General features: G+C 42.5%; 15 protein-coding genes. All 15 read right to left on the bottom strand.

The features are described 5' to 3' along the window. Positions 1 to 302 precede the first annotated feature (302 nt). Positions 303 to 1,601, bottom strand: a complete 1,299-nt coding sequence (locus J2S11_RS05120; RefSeq protein WP_307391819.1) for a methyl-accepting chemotaxis protein — start codon at positions 1,599 to 1,601, stop codon at positions 303 to 305. Between the two features lie 151 nt (positions 1,602 to 1,752). Next, positions 1,753 to 2,190, bottom strand: a complete 438-nt coding sequence (locus J2S11_RS05115; RefSeq protein ID WP_307391816.1) for a low molecular weight protein arginine phosphatase — start codon at positions 2,188 to 2,190, stop codon at positions 1,753 to 1,755. Positions 2,191 to 2,239: 49 nt separating this feature from the next. Further along, on the bottom strand, positions 2,240 to 2,794 hold the full coding sequence (locus J2S11_RS05110; protein WP_307391813.1) for a manganese efflux pump MntP: 555 nt from the start codon (positions 2,792 to 2,794) through the stop codon (positions 2,240 to 2,242). 181 nt (positions 2,795 to 2,975) lie between these two features. Beyond that, positions 2,976 to 3,803 carry an ABC transporter ATP-binding protein gene (locus J2S11_RS05105; RefSeq protein WP_307391810.1) on the bottom strand — a complete coding sequence of 276 codons (828 nt, stop codon included), beginning with the start codon at positions 3,801 to 3,803 and terminating at the stop codon, positions 2,976 to 2,978. Between the two features lie 32 nt (positions 3,804 to 3,835). Continuing rightward, the gene (locus J2S11_RS05100; RefSeq protein ID WP_307391807.1) at positions 3,836 to 4,894 is read right to left on the bottom strand and encodes a FecCD family ABC transporter permease; all 1,059 of its coding nucleotides are present in this window, start codon (positions 4,892 to 4,894) and stop codon (positions 3,836 to 3,838) included. Further along, a complete protein-coding gene (locus J2S11_RS05095; protein ID WP_307391837.1) occupies positions 4,891 to 5,859 on the bottom strand; it encodes a FecCD family ABC transporter permease in 969 nt (322 codons plus the stop codon). The genes J2S11_RS05100 and J2S11_RS05095 overlap by 4 nt, the downstream gene beginning before the upstream one ends. Positions 5,860 to 6,073: 214 nt before the next feature. Beyond that, a complete protein-coding gene (locus J2S11_RS05090) occupies positions 6,074 to 7,105 on the bottom strand; it encodes an ABC transporter substrate-binding protein (RefSeq protein WP_307391804.1) in 1,032 nt (343 codons plus the stop codon). A gap of 495 nt (positions 7,106 to 7,600) precedes the next feature. After that, on the bottom strand, positions 7,601 to 8,704 hold the full coding sequence (locus J2S11_RS05085; RefSeq protein WP_307391801.1) for an L-threonylcarbamoyladenylate synthase: 1,104 nt from the start codon (positions 8,702 to 8,704) through the stop codon (positions 7,601 to 7,603). Between the two features lie 108 nt (positions 8,705 to 8,812). Continuing rightward, positions 8,813 to 9,490, bottom strand: coding sequence for a stage II sporulation protein R (spoIIR, locus tag J2S11_RS05080; RefSeq protein ID WP_307391798.1), 678 nt, complete (start codon positions 9,488 to 9,490; stop codon positions 8,813 to 8,815). Between the two features lie 116 nt (positions 9,491 to 9,606). Continuing rightward, positions 9,607 to 11,619: a glycoside hydrolase family 3 protein gene (locus J2S11_RS05075; RefSeq protein ID WP_307391796.1), complete on the bottom strand. Its 2,013-nt coding sequence runs from the start codon at positions 11,617 to 11,619 to the stop codon at positions 9,607 to 9,609. A gap of 95 nt (positions 11,620 to 11,714) precedes the next feature. Then, positions 11,715 to 12,575, bottom strand: coding sequence for a peptide chain release factor N(5)-glutamine methyltransferase (gene prmC / locus J2S11_RS05070; protein WP_307391795.1), 861 nt, complete (start codon positions 12,573 to 12,575; stop codon positions 11,715 to 11,717). Continuing rightward, entirely contained in the window at positions 12,575 to 13,645 is a 1,071-nt protein-coding gene (prfA, locus tag J2S11_RS05065) for a peptide chain release factor 1 (protein ID WP_307391792.1), read from the bottom strand. The genes prmC and prfA overlap by 1 nt, the downstream gene beginning before the upstream one ends. A gap of 55 nt (positions 13,646 to 13,700) precedes the next feature. Next, positions 13,701 to 14,327, bottom strand: a complete 627-nt coding sequence (locus J2S11_RS05060) for a thymidine kinase (RefSeq protein WP_307391789.1) — start codon at positions 14,325 to 14,327, stop codon at positions 13,701 to 13,703. 283 nt (positions 14,328 to 14,610) lie between these two features. Next, positions 14,611 to 14,811 carry a 50S ribosomal protein L31 gene (gene rpmE, locus J2S11_RS05055; RefSeq protein WP_307391786.1) on the bottom strand — a complete coding sequence of 67 codons (201 nt, stop codon included), beginning with the start codon at positions 14,809 to 14,811 and terminating at the stop codon, positions 14,611 to 14,613. A gap of 106 nt (positions 14,812 to 14,917) precedes the next feature. Then, entirely contained in the window at positions 14,918 to 15,913 is a 996-nt protein-coding gene (locus J2S11_RS05050; RefSeq protein ID WP_307391784.1) for a M23 family metallopeptidase, read from the bottom strand. Between the last annotated feature and the right edge of the window lie 97 nt (positions 15,914 to 16,010).

Raw genomic sequence — 16,010 nt, 5'->3', positions numbered from 1 at the left:
AGTACCATTGGTTACATGTCACCAGTGCGCTTTGAGCAACTCTATTATCAGGAAGTTGCGTAACTTATTGTGTCTACTTTATTGACAGAAGAGCAATTATGTCCGTTAGAGATGAAAACATATTGATTTGTGTCTCTAAGAGTCAAAAATGTCCGTTAGAAATAATAACACAAAGAAATTACGGCGCAACGAAAGCATTATAGAGCTGAAGCTAAAAAGGGGTTAGCCCTGTCATTGCATGACTTAGGCAACCCCTTCCAATTGGATATGTCAAAACACTATACGTCTGTACGCTACACGTACTATACAGTAAAGCGATGGATTTGCTTTTGCAGCTTACCTGCCTCTTCTCTTAGAGAGTGAGCTGTTGCCGCAATTTCCTCCATCACAGCTGTTTGCTCCTCAGTGGTACTGGAAACCTGTTCAGCACCAGCCGATGTTTCCTCAGCTACAGCCGCTACATGCTGCACATCCTCCATCATTTGATTCACAGAGCTCTTTTGCTGAGAAACTAGGCCTGCAATACCCTCAACAGATTTTACCACTTGGAAGATTGATTCTGAAATGGTTTGGAAGGCTTTGTTTGTTTCTTCCCCTTTAGCTGACTCCTTATTTGTCACATTCACCTGCTGCTGAATGTGCTCAATAACCTCCGTTACTTCTCTTTGGACGTGACTAATTTGCTCGCTAATGCCTTGAACGGCTTTGCTACTTTCATCAGCCAGCTTCCTTACTTCCTCAGCTACCACAGCAAAGCCTTTACCGTGCTCTCCTGCACGTGCAGCTTCAATGGAGGCGTTAAGAGCTAAAAGGTTCGTTTGCTCTGAAATTTCTCCCACTAGCTTCGTAATATCATTAATCTCATACGCATGCTTCTGGAGGCGATCAATAATATCTAGAGATTCTTGATTCGTTTGGGCAATTTGTTGAATTCCACTGATTAAAGAGTGAACAACTTCCTCGCTTTGTTTTAATGAAGAAACCATATGCTCGGATAAAGTTTTACATTGTAGAGCGTGCTCATCCATGTTCTCCGCTAATTCGGTTACCTGCTCAATCGCCTGTACATTCTGCCGAATCGCACCTGACGAGCGCTCAGCCCCTGCAGCAATATGTCCAATCGTACGACCTATCTGCTCCGATTGATCGGCAGCAGCCTCTGAAGCCTCTGTCAAATCTCTGACACCACGGTTTGTCGACTCAACATTGGCTGTAATATCGCGAACCATATCCCTTAAGCTTTCGAGCATTGTGTTATACGCCAAGCCTAAAGCGCGAATCTCATCATCGGATTTGTGAACGGTTACATTTGCTCTCAAATCACCAGTGGCTGCGAGCTGAGCGGACTGCTCTAGACGAACAATCGGCTTAGAAATGATGCGTGAGCCAAAGAATCCTAGGATGCCTGACCATAGCACACCCATGCCTAATGTTGCTGTTACAAATATCCACTCTGGAATAAACGTAATATAATCAATGAGAAAAAAGATAAATAAGGCACTTGTTCCATACGTAATAATGGCTAATAGCATAATGCCAAGAACCATTTTTCTTTGTAGACTAAATGATCCCTTCTTAACTTGTTTTAGCTTTGCTTCCATGCTTCATCTCCCCCTTCATGTAGGTCCTTTTTTTTCATTAAAAAACTCTTCCGATAAAGAGTAATTCTCTCTAAAGGAAGAGTCTACCTGCTAAGTTCGTAATTTTTCTACAAATTTTGTTAGATTTTTGTCGAAAAAGTGAAGATTTCGGTTACTTTTTGATTAATTTGTCCAGCAACGCATCAATTTCTTCCATAGTCAGTCTGTAAATAGACTCTGGTCCTCCGAATGGATCAAAGATATCTGGATGGCTACTGTCTGTAGAGCTATATTCTTTTAATGTATGCACAGCATTGGCCTTTGCAGGAAATCTCTGCTTTACAAGCTCCTGATGCTGAACAGTCATCGTTAGAATAAGGTCGGCCCAGTTGATTAGCTCTTCCGTAAGGGCTTGCGACTGGTGCTCATTGCTGATCCCTTTTTCTAATAAAAGTTTGTCTACATGCTCTGAGGCTGGGAAGCCTGTCCCTGCTGCAATTCCAGCTGACTGTACAGCATATTGATCACCCGCCTTATGGCGAAGTAAATATTCAGCGAGAGGACTTCGGCACGTATTCCCTGTACACACAAATAGGATGTTTTTTTTCATAGCTTGGTATCCCCCACTTCTTAATGGCTAATTCTTCCTATACTGCCTATCATACTAGAAACTTTAACCCAAAAACAAGTAGGATCAAACCTCCAATCATTTCACTATAGCTTCCTAACCAATCTCCTACTTTTCTTCCTACCAGCAGCCCTAGACAAGTGAATAAAGCAGCAAATGAACCAAACAAGCCGAGCATTAACCATATATTGGCTGAAAAAAGTCCAAAGGAAAGCCCTACTGAAAATGCATCTATACTAACACCAAGCGAAAATAACATAATAGCCATAAAATGTGTCCCAATTGGGTGCTGTTGTTCTTCGCCGAAGATAGCGGAATAAATCATATGTAAGCCAAATAATAAAAGTAAAATACCTCCTACAGTAACAGCTAAATGGCCCATATGCGAGCTAAGATATTTACCTATTACCATTCCTGCAAGAGGCATGACTACGTGAAAGAGACCGTTAATCACACTAATTTTGAGCATATGTCGCAATCTCATACGTTGCATCCCTAAACCAATGCTTACAGAAAAAGAATCCATACTCAGGGCTATTGCTACTAAAGATAGCGTTAAAATCTCTCCAAGATCAATGGTATCCACGTTTCATCCCCCTTGTCTCTTTCAAGATATGCTGAGGGGGATAGAAATAGTACAAGTCCTCAAGTGATGCTGTGATTTTCTAAACAGTTTGAGCTTACTATGTGTATGAAGATGGCACTATTCCTAAACGGTGGTTCACTGTATTTTAGCTTTGATGTATCTTAGTTTGATTTACTGTATCCTAGTTTGCTTTAATGTTTACGACTTCATTGTTCTTTGACGCTGTCAGGCCTTTTCCATAGGGAATACACATTGGTGTTCCAAATAACGGATCTGAGCTTACCACACACTCCATATCAAAAACATGGCGAATAATATCACTCGTCATAATTTCTGTAGGCTTGCCCGCTGCAAAAACGGTCTGATTATGCACAGCAATCATATGATCGGCATATCTCGCAGCCAGATTCAAATCATGCAGGACCATGACAATCGTACGTTGCTTTTCTCTGTTAAGATTATACAAAATATCGAGAATCTCTACCTGATGACTTAAATCCAAGTAGGTGGTCGGCTCATCCAATAAAATTAAAGGTGTATCCTGAGCGAACGTCATGGCAATCCATGCTCTTTGCCTTTGTCCTCCTGAAAGGGATTCAACTGGACGATCAGCAAACGAAGTGAGCTTGGTAAGCTTAAGAGCATCCCAAACATGCTGCTCATCCTCTTCCTTCCACTGATTAAACCAATTTTGATGGGGATAACGTCCTAGCTTTACTAACTGAAAAACGGTTAGCTCCTGTGGTGCCGTTGGACCTTGAGGTAAAATGGACATGCTCTTGGCAACTTCCTTCGTACTGGTTTGGGCAATTCCTTTTCCATCTAATATGATGGAGCCAGCCTTAGGCTTTAAAAGCCTAGCCATAGATTTCAGTAAAGTTGACTTTCCACAGCCATTGCTGCCAATAAAAACGGTAATTTTACCAGTAGGCACGACAAGATCCAGTTGATTAATAATCGTTTTCTCTCCATAGGTTAGTACTAGTCTTTTCGTTGCAATTTCAGGCATGCTACCCTTCCCCCTTGATCCTAAAATCCATTTTATTTGTTACGCATACGAATAAACAGATAGACAAAAAATGGGGCACCGATCATCGCTGTAAATACTCCTGCCGGAATATCCAGTGGAGCAAACCATGTACGCCCGACCCAGTCTGCAAACACAATCAAAATCGCCCCAATCAGTGCAGCAGTAGGCATTAACTGTCCATATGACGTCCCCACAAGCTTTCTAGCAATATGGGGGGCCATCAAGCCAATGAAGCCAATACTACCAGCAAAAGCAATGGACACCCCTGCAAGACAAGCTGCCATGGTCACTAATCCTAAACGAATGAGCTGTAAGCGCCCCCCTAGTCCAACGGTAATTTCATCACTCACCTGCTGTAAATTTAAAGCCATGACTAAGCCAAAAAGAATAGGAGTTAAAATAAGCATCCATATGGAAACAATCTCGACCTCATGCCATTTCGTTGCGTGTAAACTACCTGTCAGCCACACAAAGGACTGGCTTGTTGTTGTAATGGGTCCAAAAATCATAAGAATAGTCTGAATCGCACCAAGCAATGCTGTTATACCGAAGCCAATTAAAATTAAGCGAAAGGGACTCACTCCGTCCTTCCAGGCAAGACCATACATGATATAAACGACAGTCAGCGCTCCTAAAAAAGCAAATAAGGGCAAATAATCAATACCTAGACCTAAGGCCGGGTTAATAACTGAAATAAATAAGACAGCCATTAGGGAAGCCCCACTACTAACTCCAATTACATCAGGAGCTGCTAAAGGGTTACGTATTAAACCTTGCAAAATGCTTCCAGATAAAGCTAATCCCGCTCCTACTAACGCACCAAGAAGAATTCGTGGTAAGCGCAGGGTTAAAAGGGCGAAGTTCTCTGAAGTCGTTCCTGAGCCAAGGAGTGTTGCCACTACTCTTCCCACACTAGCCTTAGTCGTACCAGATCCTAAGCTGATCAGCATTAGGGCCACAAGGGCTACAGTCAATAGGATAATGATTATTAAAGCTCTTTGATCGACTAAAAAAGAAATGGGTAGGCTTTTCATGCGAAAGGTCCGGTAGCGTTTCATTCTCATTCTCATCCTTTCATCACTCCTCTTCTAGCGAGGTAGATAAAAAAGGGAACACCTACAACGGCCGTGGCTACCCCAACGGGTACTTCCTTAGGAAAAAGAATAAAACGAGCAGCAATATCTGCAGCTAGCAATAGGGCTGCTCCGAAAATAGCGCAATAGGGCAAAACCCATCTATGATCTATCCCTACTAAACCTCTAACCATATGAGGAACAATGAGACCGATAAAGCCAATCGGACCTGCCATCGAAACAGCACTACCAGATAGCAGGACAACGACAAGCACTCCAAACGTTTTGACCATCCAGGTTTTCTGACCAAGCCCCTTAGCTACATCTTCCCCAACCAAAAGAGCATTAATTTTCCCACCCATTAAGAAGGCAATTAGCATACCTATCAGAATGAAGGGTAGGACGGGAAGGACAACCTCTATTTTCCTACCTTCCACTGAACCGGCTAACCAGAATAGAACATTCTCTAACCTGTTTTCATTGAGAATAAGGGCACCCGTTGTTAAAGAGGAAAAAAGAGAAGCTAAAACCACCCCAGCCATGGTTAATTTTAGAGGTGTCAGCCCTTCTCTTCCCATGGAGCCTAGTACATATACAGCTATAGCTGAGGCAAAAGCTCCAAAAAAGGCAAACCACATAAAGCCTTGTAAGGAATGCACTGAAAATACAGTCATTCCAATGACCACACTAAGGCTAGCACCTGCATTTATCCCTAAAATGCCTGGAGAAGCCATCGGATTTCGGGTTAAAGCTTGCATTAATGCCCCTGAAATGGCTAGGCAAGAGCCTACTAGTAAAGCGAGGATAGCTCTAGGCATTCTTAATGTTCGGATAACTGTTTGCTCTGAGGAACCATCATAGCTCATATAAGCTTGGATGACTGTCCCTATGTTCGTATCAGTGTAACCGTATGCTAAGCTTGCTAGAAATAACAAAGCTACCACAATTAGAGCTCCTAGCATGCCAAAGCTTTTCCCTAAGATCTTTGCTAATGAATCCTTTTGCTCTAATTGTCTCGTATACTCCTTTTCACCTTTTTCCAATGTATCTACTCTACCTTTTTCATTCTCTTTATCTGTTCTATCACCTTGACTAACTTGACTACCCTGATCAGCTTGATTCACTCGATCAGTTTCATTCATTCGATCAGGTCCTTGCTTTTCGTTTAACACAGACTTACTCACCTAGAAGATGTCGCTCAATATCTTCTAGCACATAATCGGCAGAAAGGATGCCATACGTCATATTCCAATAGCCATCATTGACCTCATAGAGTCTGTCTTCCTTTGCCGCTCGAAGCTCTTGGAACAGCTGAGTTTCAATCCACTCATCAGCAAACTGGACCGCTTGCCCATCTCCAGAATCTAAAACAAAGTAAAATAACACATCGGCATCAAATTCAGGAATACGCTCTTGTGTAATATTTTCCACCCACTGATCATCTACATCATGGTTTGCAGGTCTAGCAAAACCTAATTCTTTTACGATACTTCCGCTATAGCTCATATTGTAAAAGAATCGCCCTTGCCCAGCCGTAAAACGTAAAATACCAACCTCTAAGTCTAGTTTCCCTGCATCATCAAGCCTCTGAGATAATTCTGCTGCACGACCTTCCCAAGCAGCAAGAACCTCTTCACCCTCGTCAAGCTTATTCGCAGCGTCAAGATACAGTCGAAAATCTGCTTTCCATTGCCCTAACGTATGACTCTCAGTAAAAACAGTTGGGGCAATTTCACTCAACAGATCGTAGGATTCCTCCTGTCTAGATTTCGCACCAAGAATTAAATCTGGTTCTAAAAGCTGGATAGCTTCTAAGTCCGGAGTTGACATGGCACCCACATTTGTCACTCCATCCATATAATCTTCTAAATGCTCATACCAGATTCGATCTCCCATAGCCTGAGTAGAGCCTACTGGTGTAAGACCAACTGATAATACAGCTTCGAGAGCATCTCCTGTCAGCACAACAATACGCTGTGGATTGGCTGGTACTATGGTTTCACCCATCGCATGCTGAATCACTCTTTCGCTAGCCTCTGTTTCACCTTCCTCCGTTCCTTCCTCACCTTCCGCTGCTTCTACCTCATTACTACCTTCCGAATTACTTCCTGTTGTATTTGAAGCATCACCTGAACTATCTGAGCTACATGCTACAGTAAATAGCATAGTAGCCATAAATAATAATAAAAGTAAGCTTTTCTTCTGCATTCTTTCTCCTCCTTGGATATGTAATAAATATGCTTGTTGATAATCATTTTCAATATTAATGATTATCATTCTCAATTAACAAATATATATGAACTTCCAGTGGCTGTCAACTAGGTTCACATCGTTTTCTTTTTTGTTTTTCTATTCACATGAGAGGGGAAATTGTCTTAAAAAGTAGCATATAAATAAAAATCCATTCAAAACAAAAAGACGCTTCCTACCCCAAAAAAGGGGAGGCTGCGCCTTATTACTTGCATTTTTGAACGGACCTATTTGTATTCTGGTCTTGCTTTTGCAGCTACAGATTCTAACGGACATTTCTGCAGCTTAGAGGTGTTTTTTTGAGCACCCCCAAATCTAACGGACATATTTGCACCTTAGCCTTTCAATCTGCTTAAAAGCAATGAATTTTCACTTCTAAGGGTCGAAAATTAGAGATCTCATCAGAACAATATGGGCCTCTAAGAGTCAGATATGACCGTTAGAGGTAAAGAGCTATTCAGTTCCAAGCATTTTCCCATCCGCGGCTTTTAATAATCGATTCATAATAGCCATTCCTACTCCGCTTTTAGGAAATGCTTCAGCATAAATTCGTTCTATCCCCATTTGATCACATGTTCGCAAGGAAGCGTAAATTTTACTCGCCACACTGTCTAGATTATTTCGTTGACCCAGAGATACAACATGATCAGCTGTATATTGATCAACACCTTCATCTGTTGTAAGCACAGCCACCCTATAGCCTGCTTCTCTATCTCGCTTAACCAGTGCTTGGAGGCGCTCTCTCATTTTCTCTAGCCCAAAATCTTCGCTGACTAGCCACATTTGCCCTTTTGGTGCGTAATGCTGATACTTGACACCTGGCGATTTGGGGATAAATGCTTCATCTCCATGCTTCTGATCACTATCCGTAATGGCCGGATCAACAAGCACCTCTCCAACTACATGTCTTAGCTGATCCATGGTAACCCCACCAGGTCTTAAGATCATGGGCACCTTACCCGTTACGTCAACAACAGTGGATTCTAGCCCAACCCCTGCCGCGCCACCATCTACTACCCCAGCTATTTTTCCTGACAAATCCTCCAATACATGCTCAGCTGTAGTAGGGCTTGGTCTTCCCGACCGATTTGCACTTGGAGCAGCTATAGGGAGCTGACACGCTTTAAGAAGGGCTAAAGCAATTGGGTGTTGGGGTATGCGAACCGCTACTGTATCTAACCCTGCACTTACCGATTTACAAACCTTCTTCCCTTTGGGCAGCACTAGGGTCAATGGCCCCGGCCAGAAATGCTCCATTAATTTTATAGCTAGTGGTGGAATGTTATCCACAATATCAACAAGCTGATTCTGTTCGGCGATGTGGACAATAAGTGGATTATCACTTGGTCTCCCTTTTGCCTCAAAAATCTTTCCTGTAGCTATGTCAGACAAGGCGTTAGCCCCTAATCCATATACCGTTTCAGTAGGAAAAGCTACCGTTTCACCAGCTCTAAGGAATGTGGCGGCTTGCTGAATTTGTGCATGCTTAATTAGGTTATCCACAGATTCATTCTGATAGTTGTGGATAATAAAATGTTTCGTATGATGACTCTGCATATTTTGCACCGCCTGTTAAAAAATCACTTTTACAAAAGCTTGTCTTTACTTCCTTCATATCCTCCCAATTTCTATTTTATCCGGAAAAATAATGTTCGTCATGTGAGATTATGAAAACCAGGATTTAATTTTAGACAGCCATTCTAAAACAAAAAACCTTACTTCAACTTCTTGCTCTTGTTGATTATCAAAGGCACTTTGATTTGAGTCATTTGAGTCTTGATTTTCTGCTACCGTTTGACCCGTACCGAAGTCGATAAAGCATAATGGTGGGAAAAGAACACACCACCAGTTTTCACCTTGACCAGCTCCAATGGTAACTAGAAGACCTTCATATTCTCCAGCTGGATAAAGCTGATTCCCGTAAAGTTTAGCAGGGAATACAACCTCTCCAAATTGAATACTCGAACTGTACGAATAGCCTCTTTCCTGGATCGTTTGTCGCACTAATTGATTTAATTCTACTTCTGCCGCTTGAATATATGCCCTAGCTTGCTCTATATCCTGAATATCTCCAACCCATTCATTGATTTGGTCTACAATCGCATCACGCACCTCACGCTTTAGCCATTGATCACTCGGGCTATCACTATGGGCTAACACTCTCAGGCGAATGGATTCCTCTGGAATTCCGACCGTTTGATTAAGCATACTAGCAGACGCATAGCTTTGGTATTCCCAGCTCATTACAATCACAAGTAAGCTTATGGCTAAGAACAAGGCTAGTCTGCTCTTCTTTTTCTCTACGTTTCGTCCCCTGTCAATTACTCTATCTACTTTCATCATTATTTTCCCCTCTCATCAACCGTGCTTTTTCTTATCCCTAGCATGGTCAGATCAAAGGGGATTTAAACGATTTAAGCAGCTGTTTCGTTCATCAAAAACCGACATTTCTGTTGCTGTTATTCTACAGCGATACCTGAGCCCGATGGATATAGAGGCGGCTCATTTTCACCCTTTTCATCCTCTTCAGATTCCTCAATAGCTGACGAATCCAACGAATGTGGAATCGCAACGGGTAGCTGTCCGGAAATTTCCGCTTGTCCAAACAACGCATTAAGCCCAGCTTGGATGTTAGGAGACTGTGCTCCATATATAGCCATATACGCTTTGGCCTGTTGTGCCATCAAAATATCATATGGCGTTCCTAAAGCCATCCACATATACGTTTTATCCTGTTCATTTAACGTGTTAAGAATCTCTTTGAACCTAGACACAAGTGGATGATCCTCATCCATTTGTGTTAAGTTGTGCGTTGCCAAAAGGACGTATTGTGCTTGATTGAGCTGCTCTACCCATGATTCTGGAAGCTCATCACCGGCATAAATGAGCGTTTCTGCCGCTCCCTGCCAGCTAAAGCTCTGCCCTTCTTCAGCCGTATCAGTGGTAGGAGGCAAGCCCTGCACCACTCCACTCTGTAGATTGTCCAATTCATTAAGCAAACGCTGAGCCGTTAGCTCAGAGGGAGCTATAATTAGTAGTTGATCGTCTGGAGCAGGTGAAAAAGGAAGTGCCTGCTCAGCGTCTTTTAGTAGTGTAACAGCTTGCTGGCTGACTTGCTGCTCAACCAATCGATGCTCTTCGTTCCCGATAATCTGCAGAGCATGCTCTAGTTTCTCCTGTATATCTCCTTGCAGTTGGCTTGGTGCTTCTGCCACATCAGGAAGAAGATTATATTTAGCCTTTAGCTCCAAAATGCGACGAACAGATTGATCAATTCTTTCTTCGGTCACTTCCCCTGCTTTAACGGCTTGTACAACATGATGGAAGGAGGCTTCTAAATCTCCAGGCATTAAAATGATATCCACACCTGCCTGAATCGCTTTTAGTACAGCCTCCTGTTCTCCAAAATGCTCGCTGATCGCTTTCATCAAAAAGGAGTCGGTCACAATCACTCCCTTAAAGCCGAGCTCTTCACGCAGGAGCTCTGTTAATATTTTATAGGAGAGAGTGGCAGGAATCGTAATCTGGCTACCATCCTTTTTGGATATGTAGTGTGTATTATCTATTCTAGGAAATGTCATATGTGCTGTCATGACAACGTCTACACCCTGTTCAATGGCCTGTCGGAACGGGTATAGTTCAATCTCCTCAAGCCGCTCACGATCAAAATTTACAACAGGTAGTCCTAGGTGGGAATCCACATCTGTATCCCCATGCCCTGGAAAATGCTTCGCTGTTGAAATGATTTGAGCATCCTGTAAGCCTTGAATGTACGAAACACCTAGCTTAGACACTAAGTCAGGGTCTGCTCCAAATGAGCGCAGACCGATCACAGGATTACTTGGATTATTGTTCACATCAAGACTAGGGGCAAAGTTCATATTTACTCCTAAAGCGTGAAGCTCCGTTCCTAAAATACGCCCTGTTTCATACGCTAGATTTCTGTCTTGTGTCGCTCCTAACGCCATATTGCCCGGCATGTTCGTACCTCCAGGAATACGTCTAACATTACCGCCCTCTTGGTCAATTGATATAAATAAAGGAATGCTTACAGCCTGCTCTTGAATTTGATAGTTTAGCTGCACAACTTCCTCAACACCTTGGATGTTCTTCTCAAAAAGAATGACTCCACCAAGATGATACTGTTGGATTTTCTGTTGTAGAGCTTCATTCATACTCGTCGTATCTTGCCCGTCCACCATCTCGAGTTGGGGCATGAACATTTGTCCCACTTTTTCTTCTAATGTGAGCTTTTGGAGCCACGCTTCTACCCGTTCTTTTCGCTTAAGCTCCCTTTCATCCTCTGTATTGGTTCGCTCTTCCCCCAATGAAGATTCCCTACTGTCTTCCTGCTGCTCTTCAGCTGTTAGGCTAGAGGGCTCAGGGGTAAAGTCCACAAACGCAAGGAAAATAACCGCACTGATACATAGGAGGAGGAAAAGGACGAATATTTTATTTTTGGCTGGCATCATCTGTTCGCCTCTTTCATTTTAAGTTCACTACGTCTTTACCTTATTTTATCCTCCTCATCCAATTCGTATCAATCTTTGTTTTTTCGTTCGTCTATTTATTTTTCTATATAAGCTAAAACCATTCGATCAATCCCTTGATAATCCCGCTTCACTTCACACTTAGCTGACGGATGTATGTGCTTTATAAAATCTACAACTGCCTGTGCCTGATGGATGCCTACTTCAAAGGCTAGTAGAGATTGATTAGCTAAGATAGATGGTGATTGCTGAATAAGCTGTCGATAAAAATATAAGCCGTCCTCTGGCGCAAATAAAGCTGTATGAGGTTCAAAGTCCACAACATTGCGATCTAGTTTCTCTTTTTGTGAAAATGGGATGTATGGTGGGTTAGAAATTAATACATCAACCTTTTTCTTTCTTGATAGGAGGGGCTGCAATAAATCTCCTTGTAAAAATTCAACCTGTGCTCCTAACTGGTTCGCATTGTGACTCGCTACGCTTAACGCTTCCTCTGAAATATCCACAGCTAGCATACGTACCTTATCCCATTCTAAAGCACAAGTAACGGCAATGGCTCCGCTCCCTGTCCCTATATCAACCATCGTACACGATACCGCATCAGCCCAATAGCGCTTAGCATAGGCTATAACATGTTCAACTAAAAGCTCCGTTTCCGGGCGTGGAATGAGTACAGCAGGGCTAACATGAAAGGTACGACCATAGAAGTCTTCTTCTCCAACAATATACTGGTAGGGCTCTCCGTCGACAACAGCCTTAACCCAGCCTTGATACCTGCTTAATGCGTCAGACGACATACTGTCATCAAGACTTCTTACCCATTCTTGGCGCTCCACTCCCATAAGGTGGAGCTGGAGCCACTCGGCTATCTTTGGATTTATTGACGCTAATAAAGAAGAAGCCCAAACAAGGGCTTCCCGATATGTGGTTGGCTTCATTACGCTTCCACCTTTTTAAGCATTTCTGATTGTTCTGATACAATTAACGGATCAACGACTTCATCAAGCTCACCATTGAGTACCTGGTCAAGCTTATGCAAAGTTAACCCAATTCGATGGTCCGTTACTCGGCTTTGAGGATAATTGTACGTACGGATACGCTCACTGCGATCCCCTGTCCCTACAGCTGATTTACGAATATCAGCGTATTCAGACTGAGCTTCTTCTAAGAACTTATTATATACACGCGCACGCAAAACCTTCATCGCTTTGTCTTTATTCTTATGCTGTGACTTTTCATCCTGACAGGTTACCACCGTATTGGTTGGAATATGAGTCAAACGCACTGCCGATTGAGTCGTATTAACAGACTGTCCTCCAGCACCACTAGAGCAGAATACATCCACTCGAATATCCTTATCGTGAATCTCTACATCAACCTCTTCAACCTCAGGTAATACAGCCACTGTTGACGTTGACGTATGAATACGTCCACCTGATTCAGTAACTGGAATCCGCTGAACACGATGAGCTCCACTTTCATACTTCAGACGACTGTAGGCTCCTTGACCTGTAATCTGGAAAATAACCTCTTTATAGCCCCCTACATCGTTAGGATTGGCTTCAATCATTTCTGTTCTCCAGCCTCTATTTTCTGCATAGCGTGTGTACATTTTATATAATACACCAGCAAATAAAGCAGCTTCGTCTCCTCCAGCTGCTCCTCGAATCTCAACGATTACGTTTTTGTCATCGTTAGGGTCCTTCGGTAACAGGAGAATTTTGAGTTGCTCCTCCAGCTGCTCCTTCCGCTCGGAAAGCTCGGAGATTTCCAGCTTCACCATGTCTTTCATTTCATCGTCTAGCTTTTCCTCAAGCATGGATTTAGCATCCTTGAGTTGGGCTGTAACCTCTTTATATTCACGATACGCTGTGACCGTATCTTCTATTTTAGAATGCTCCTGAGAATACTCCCTAAGCTTTTTGGGATCATTCAAAATGGCCGGATCATACAACAATTGACCTAGCTCCTCAAAGCGGTCCTCGACGGCTTGTAAACGATCAAACATCTTCTTCACCTCACTTACATCTCAAATAGATGCTTAACATTCAAATTATAGTATACTATGCACGTCTCGTCAAAACGGTTTGCTCAGTTAAGGAGCTTTTTGGCTCTTTGCCTTTGACCTCATGACAATGTCTGCATCTAGGCTCATAGCTCTCTGAAGCCCCTACTAGAATGATAGGGTCATTATAATGTGCTGGCTCGCCGTTAATTAAGCGCTGTGTTCTGCTAGCTAAGGAGCCGCAGGAAGAGCATATCGCATGAAGCTTCGTCACATACTCAGCAACAGACATAAGCTGTGGAATTGGACCAAAAGGCTCCGCTCTAAAATCCTGATCCAATCCCGCACAAATGATGCGAATACCACGATCTGCTAAGGTTTGGGCAGCTTGTACAATGTCTTCATCAAAAAACTGAACTTCGTCAATCGCCACACAATCCGTATGCGGCTCTACCAACTCAATGATTTCAGCTGCTGTCGAAACGGGCTGTGCCACCTGAGAAGAACCCTTATGCGAAACAACCGACACCTGGCTATAGCGATTATCAATTACAGGCTTGAACACCTGTACCTGCTGCTTGGCAAATTGAGCTCGTTGCACTCGACGGATTAATTCTTCACTTTTCCCAGAAAACATACTCCCGCAAATCAGCTCAATCCATCCGTTTTGCTTTACTTCATGCATAAGCTACCTCTCCCATTCTGTAAAATATCTACCTCGTTTAAATGATCCATATTATTCATGATTCATATTATTTATGATTAATGAGCCATATGTATCTACGTCAACGGACTCCGTTCATCCTTATTGTCTCTCATCCTTTAGGATATATGAAAAGAAAAAATGGCACAAATCTGCCTATAAATAATGATATAAGGTGTTAAAAAACAGGCAAGCTCTTGCCTTACCTGTTTCTAACACCTTTTTTCATTCTATATTCATTCAAAAAGTTATAGCTTGTTTAAGCTTATTTCATGTTATATTTCTTCTTAAAGCGATCTACTCGTCCACCTGCATCAATTAGTTTCTGCTTCCCTGTATAGAAAGGATGGCAAGCTGAACAAATCTCTACACGTAAATCCGCTTTAATTGAACCAGCTTCAAACTCGTTACCGCACGCACAAGTGACCTTAGTTACTTGATAATTTGGGTGAATTCCTGGCTTCATAAACGTTCACTCCTTTACGCCCTGAATCATTTTCGAAACAGAGTTAGTCAATCACACATGGTTGATTATAGCATGTGTAATAAGGAGTTGCAATACGTTTCGTTCTTTACTCTAAATAAGAGCTAGGATTTACAGGCTTGTCATTAATCCTAATTTCGAAATGCAGGTGGTAGCCAGTCGTTCTTCCTGTTTGCCCCATGTAACCTATCTGCTCCCCTTGCTTTATTTCTTGATTTGCCTTGACACTGATTTTACTCATATGAGCGTAGTAGGTTTCTACTCCCTGACCATGATCCAAAATGACCAAATTACCATAGCCGCCCGAATGAAACCCTGCTTCTTTTACAACACCAGCTTTAGCCGCAGCAATGACAGCTTCCTTCTTTAGACTATTTGCAATATCAATTCCGTTGTGCTGCCTTCCCCAGCGCATTCCAAAGCGACTTGTAACAGTACCAGTTACTGGCCATTGAAACCCACTTATCGTCTGAGTAGAAGCTGAAACATCTGAACGACTTGCTAGCAGGATCGTATTAGCTTTTTCCGGTTGATTATCTTCAAGCTGTTCTTCAGGAAAATCTGGAGTAGGGGTGGGTACCTGAATTTCTGTCCCTGGATACAGCTGAGCAGACGTATATTTTAACGTACCGTTAGTGCTTACTAATTCTTCAACGGTAATTCCATGTTCATCAGCAATTTGCTGTGCGTTATCCCCGAATTTAATAACATAGTTTTTTTGAACGACCCTAATTTTTAATTCTTGATTAACAGCAATCCTATTTACGTTCTGTATTTCATTTTGATGAACTATTTCTTTAATCTCTACGCCAAATTTTTGAGCAATTTCTGATAAGGTATCCCCTTCCTGCACTATGTAGGTTGTTTCTTGATCATGATCCTGGTTCATTTCAGCCTCTATTCGGTGTAGGGGGTTGGTGTAGCTTCGTAGCGCTTTTTCAAGCATTTCCTGCTCAATCATAGCTTGGAGATCCTCATCAAACAGATTGGGTTCTAGTTCTGTGGCCCCGACATCCATGGGCGACAACGCCGTTGCTCCAGAGATGACTAAGGCAGAAGTAATAAGTCGTTTGGCCTTACCCACAGCTATCCCTCCTTGTTAATGTTCCTTGTTAAGGATATGTGCCTAATGAATAAAAAATGCCTTTTAAGAGTTTATGCTTATACCGCGTTCTCTTAAA

This window comes from Bacillus horti, assembly GCF_030813115.1.
GTDB lineage: Bacteria > Bacillota > Bacilli > Caldalkalibacillales > JCM-10596 > Bacillus_CH > Bacillus_CH horti.
The sequence above is the reverse complement of the archived record's forward strand: the minus strand, read 5'-3'. Positions and strand labels throughout refer to the sequence as shown.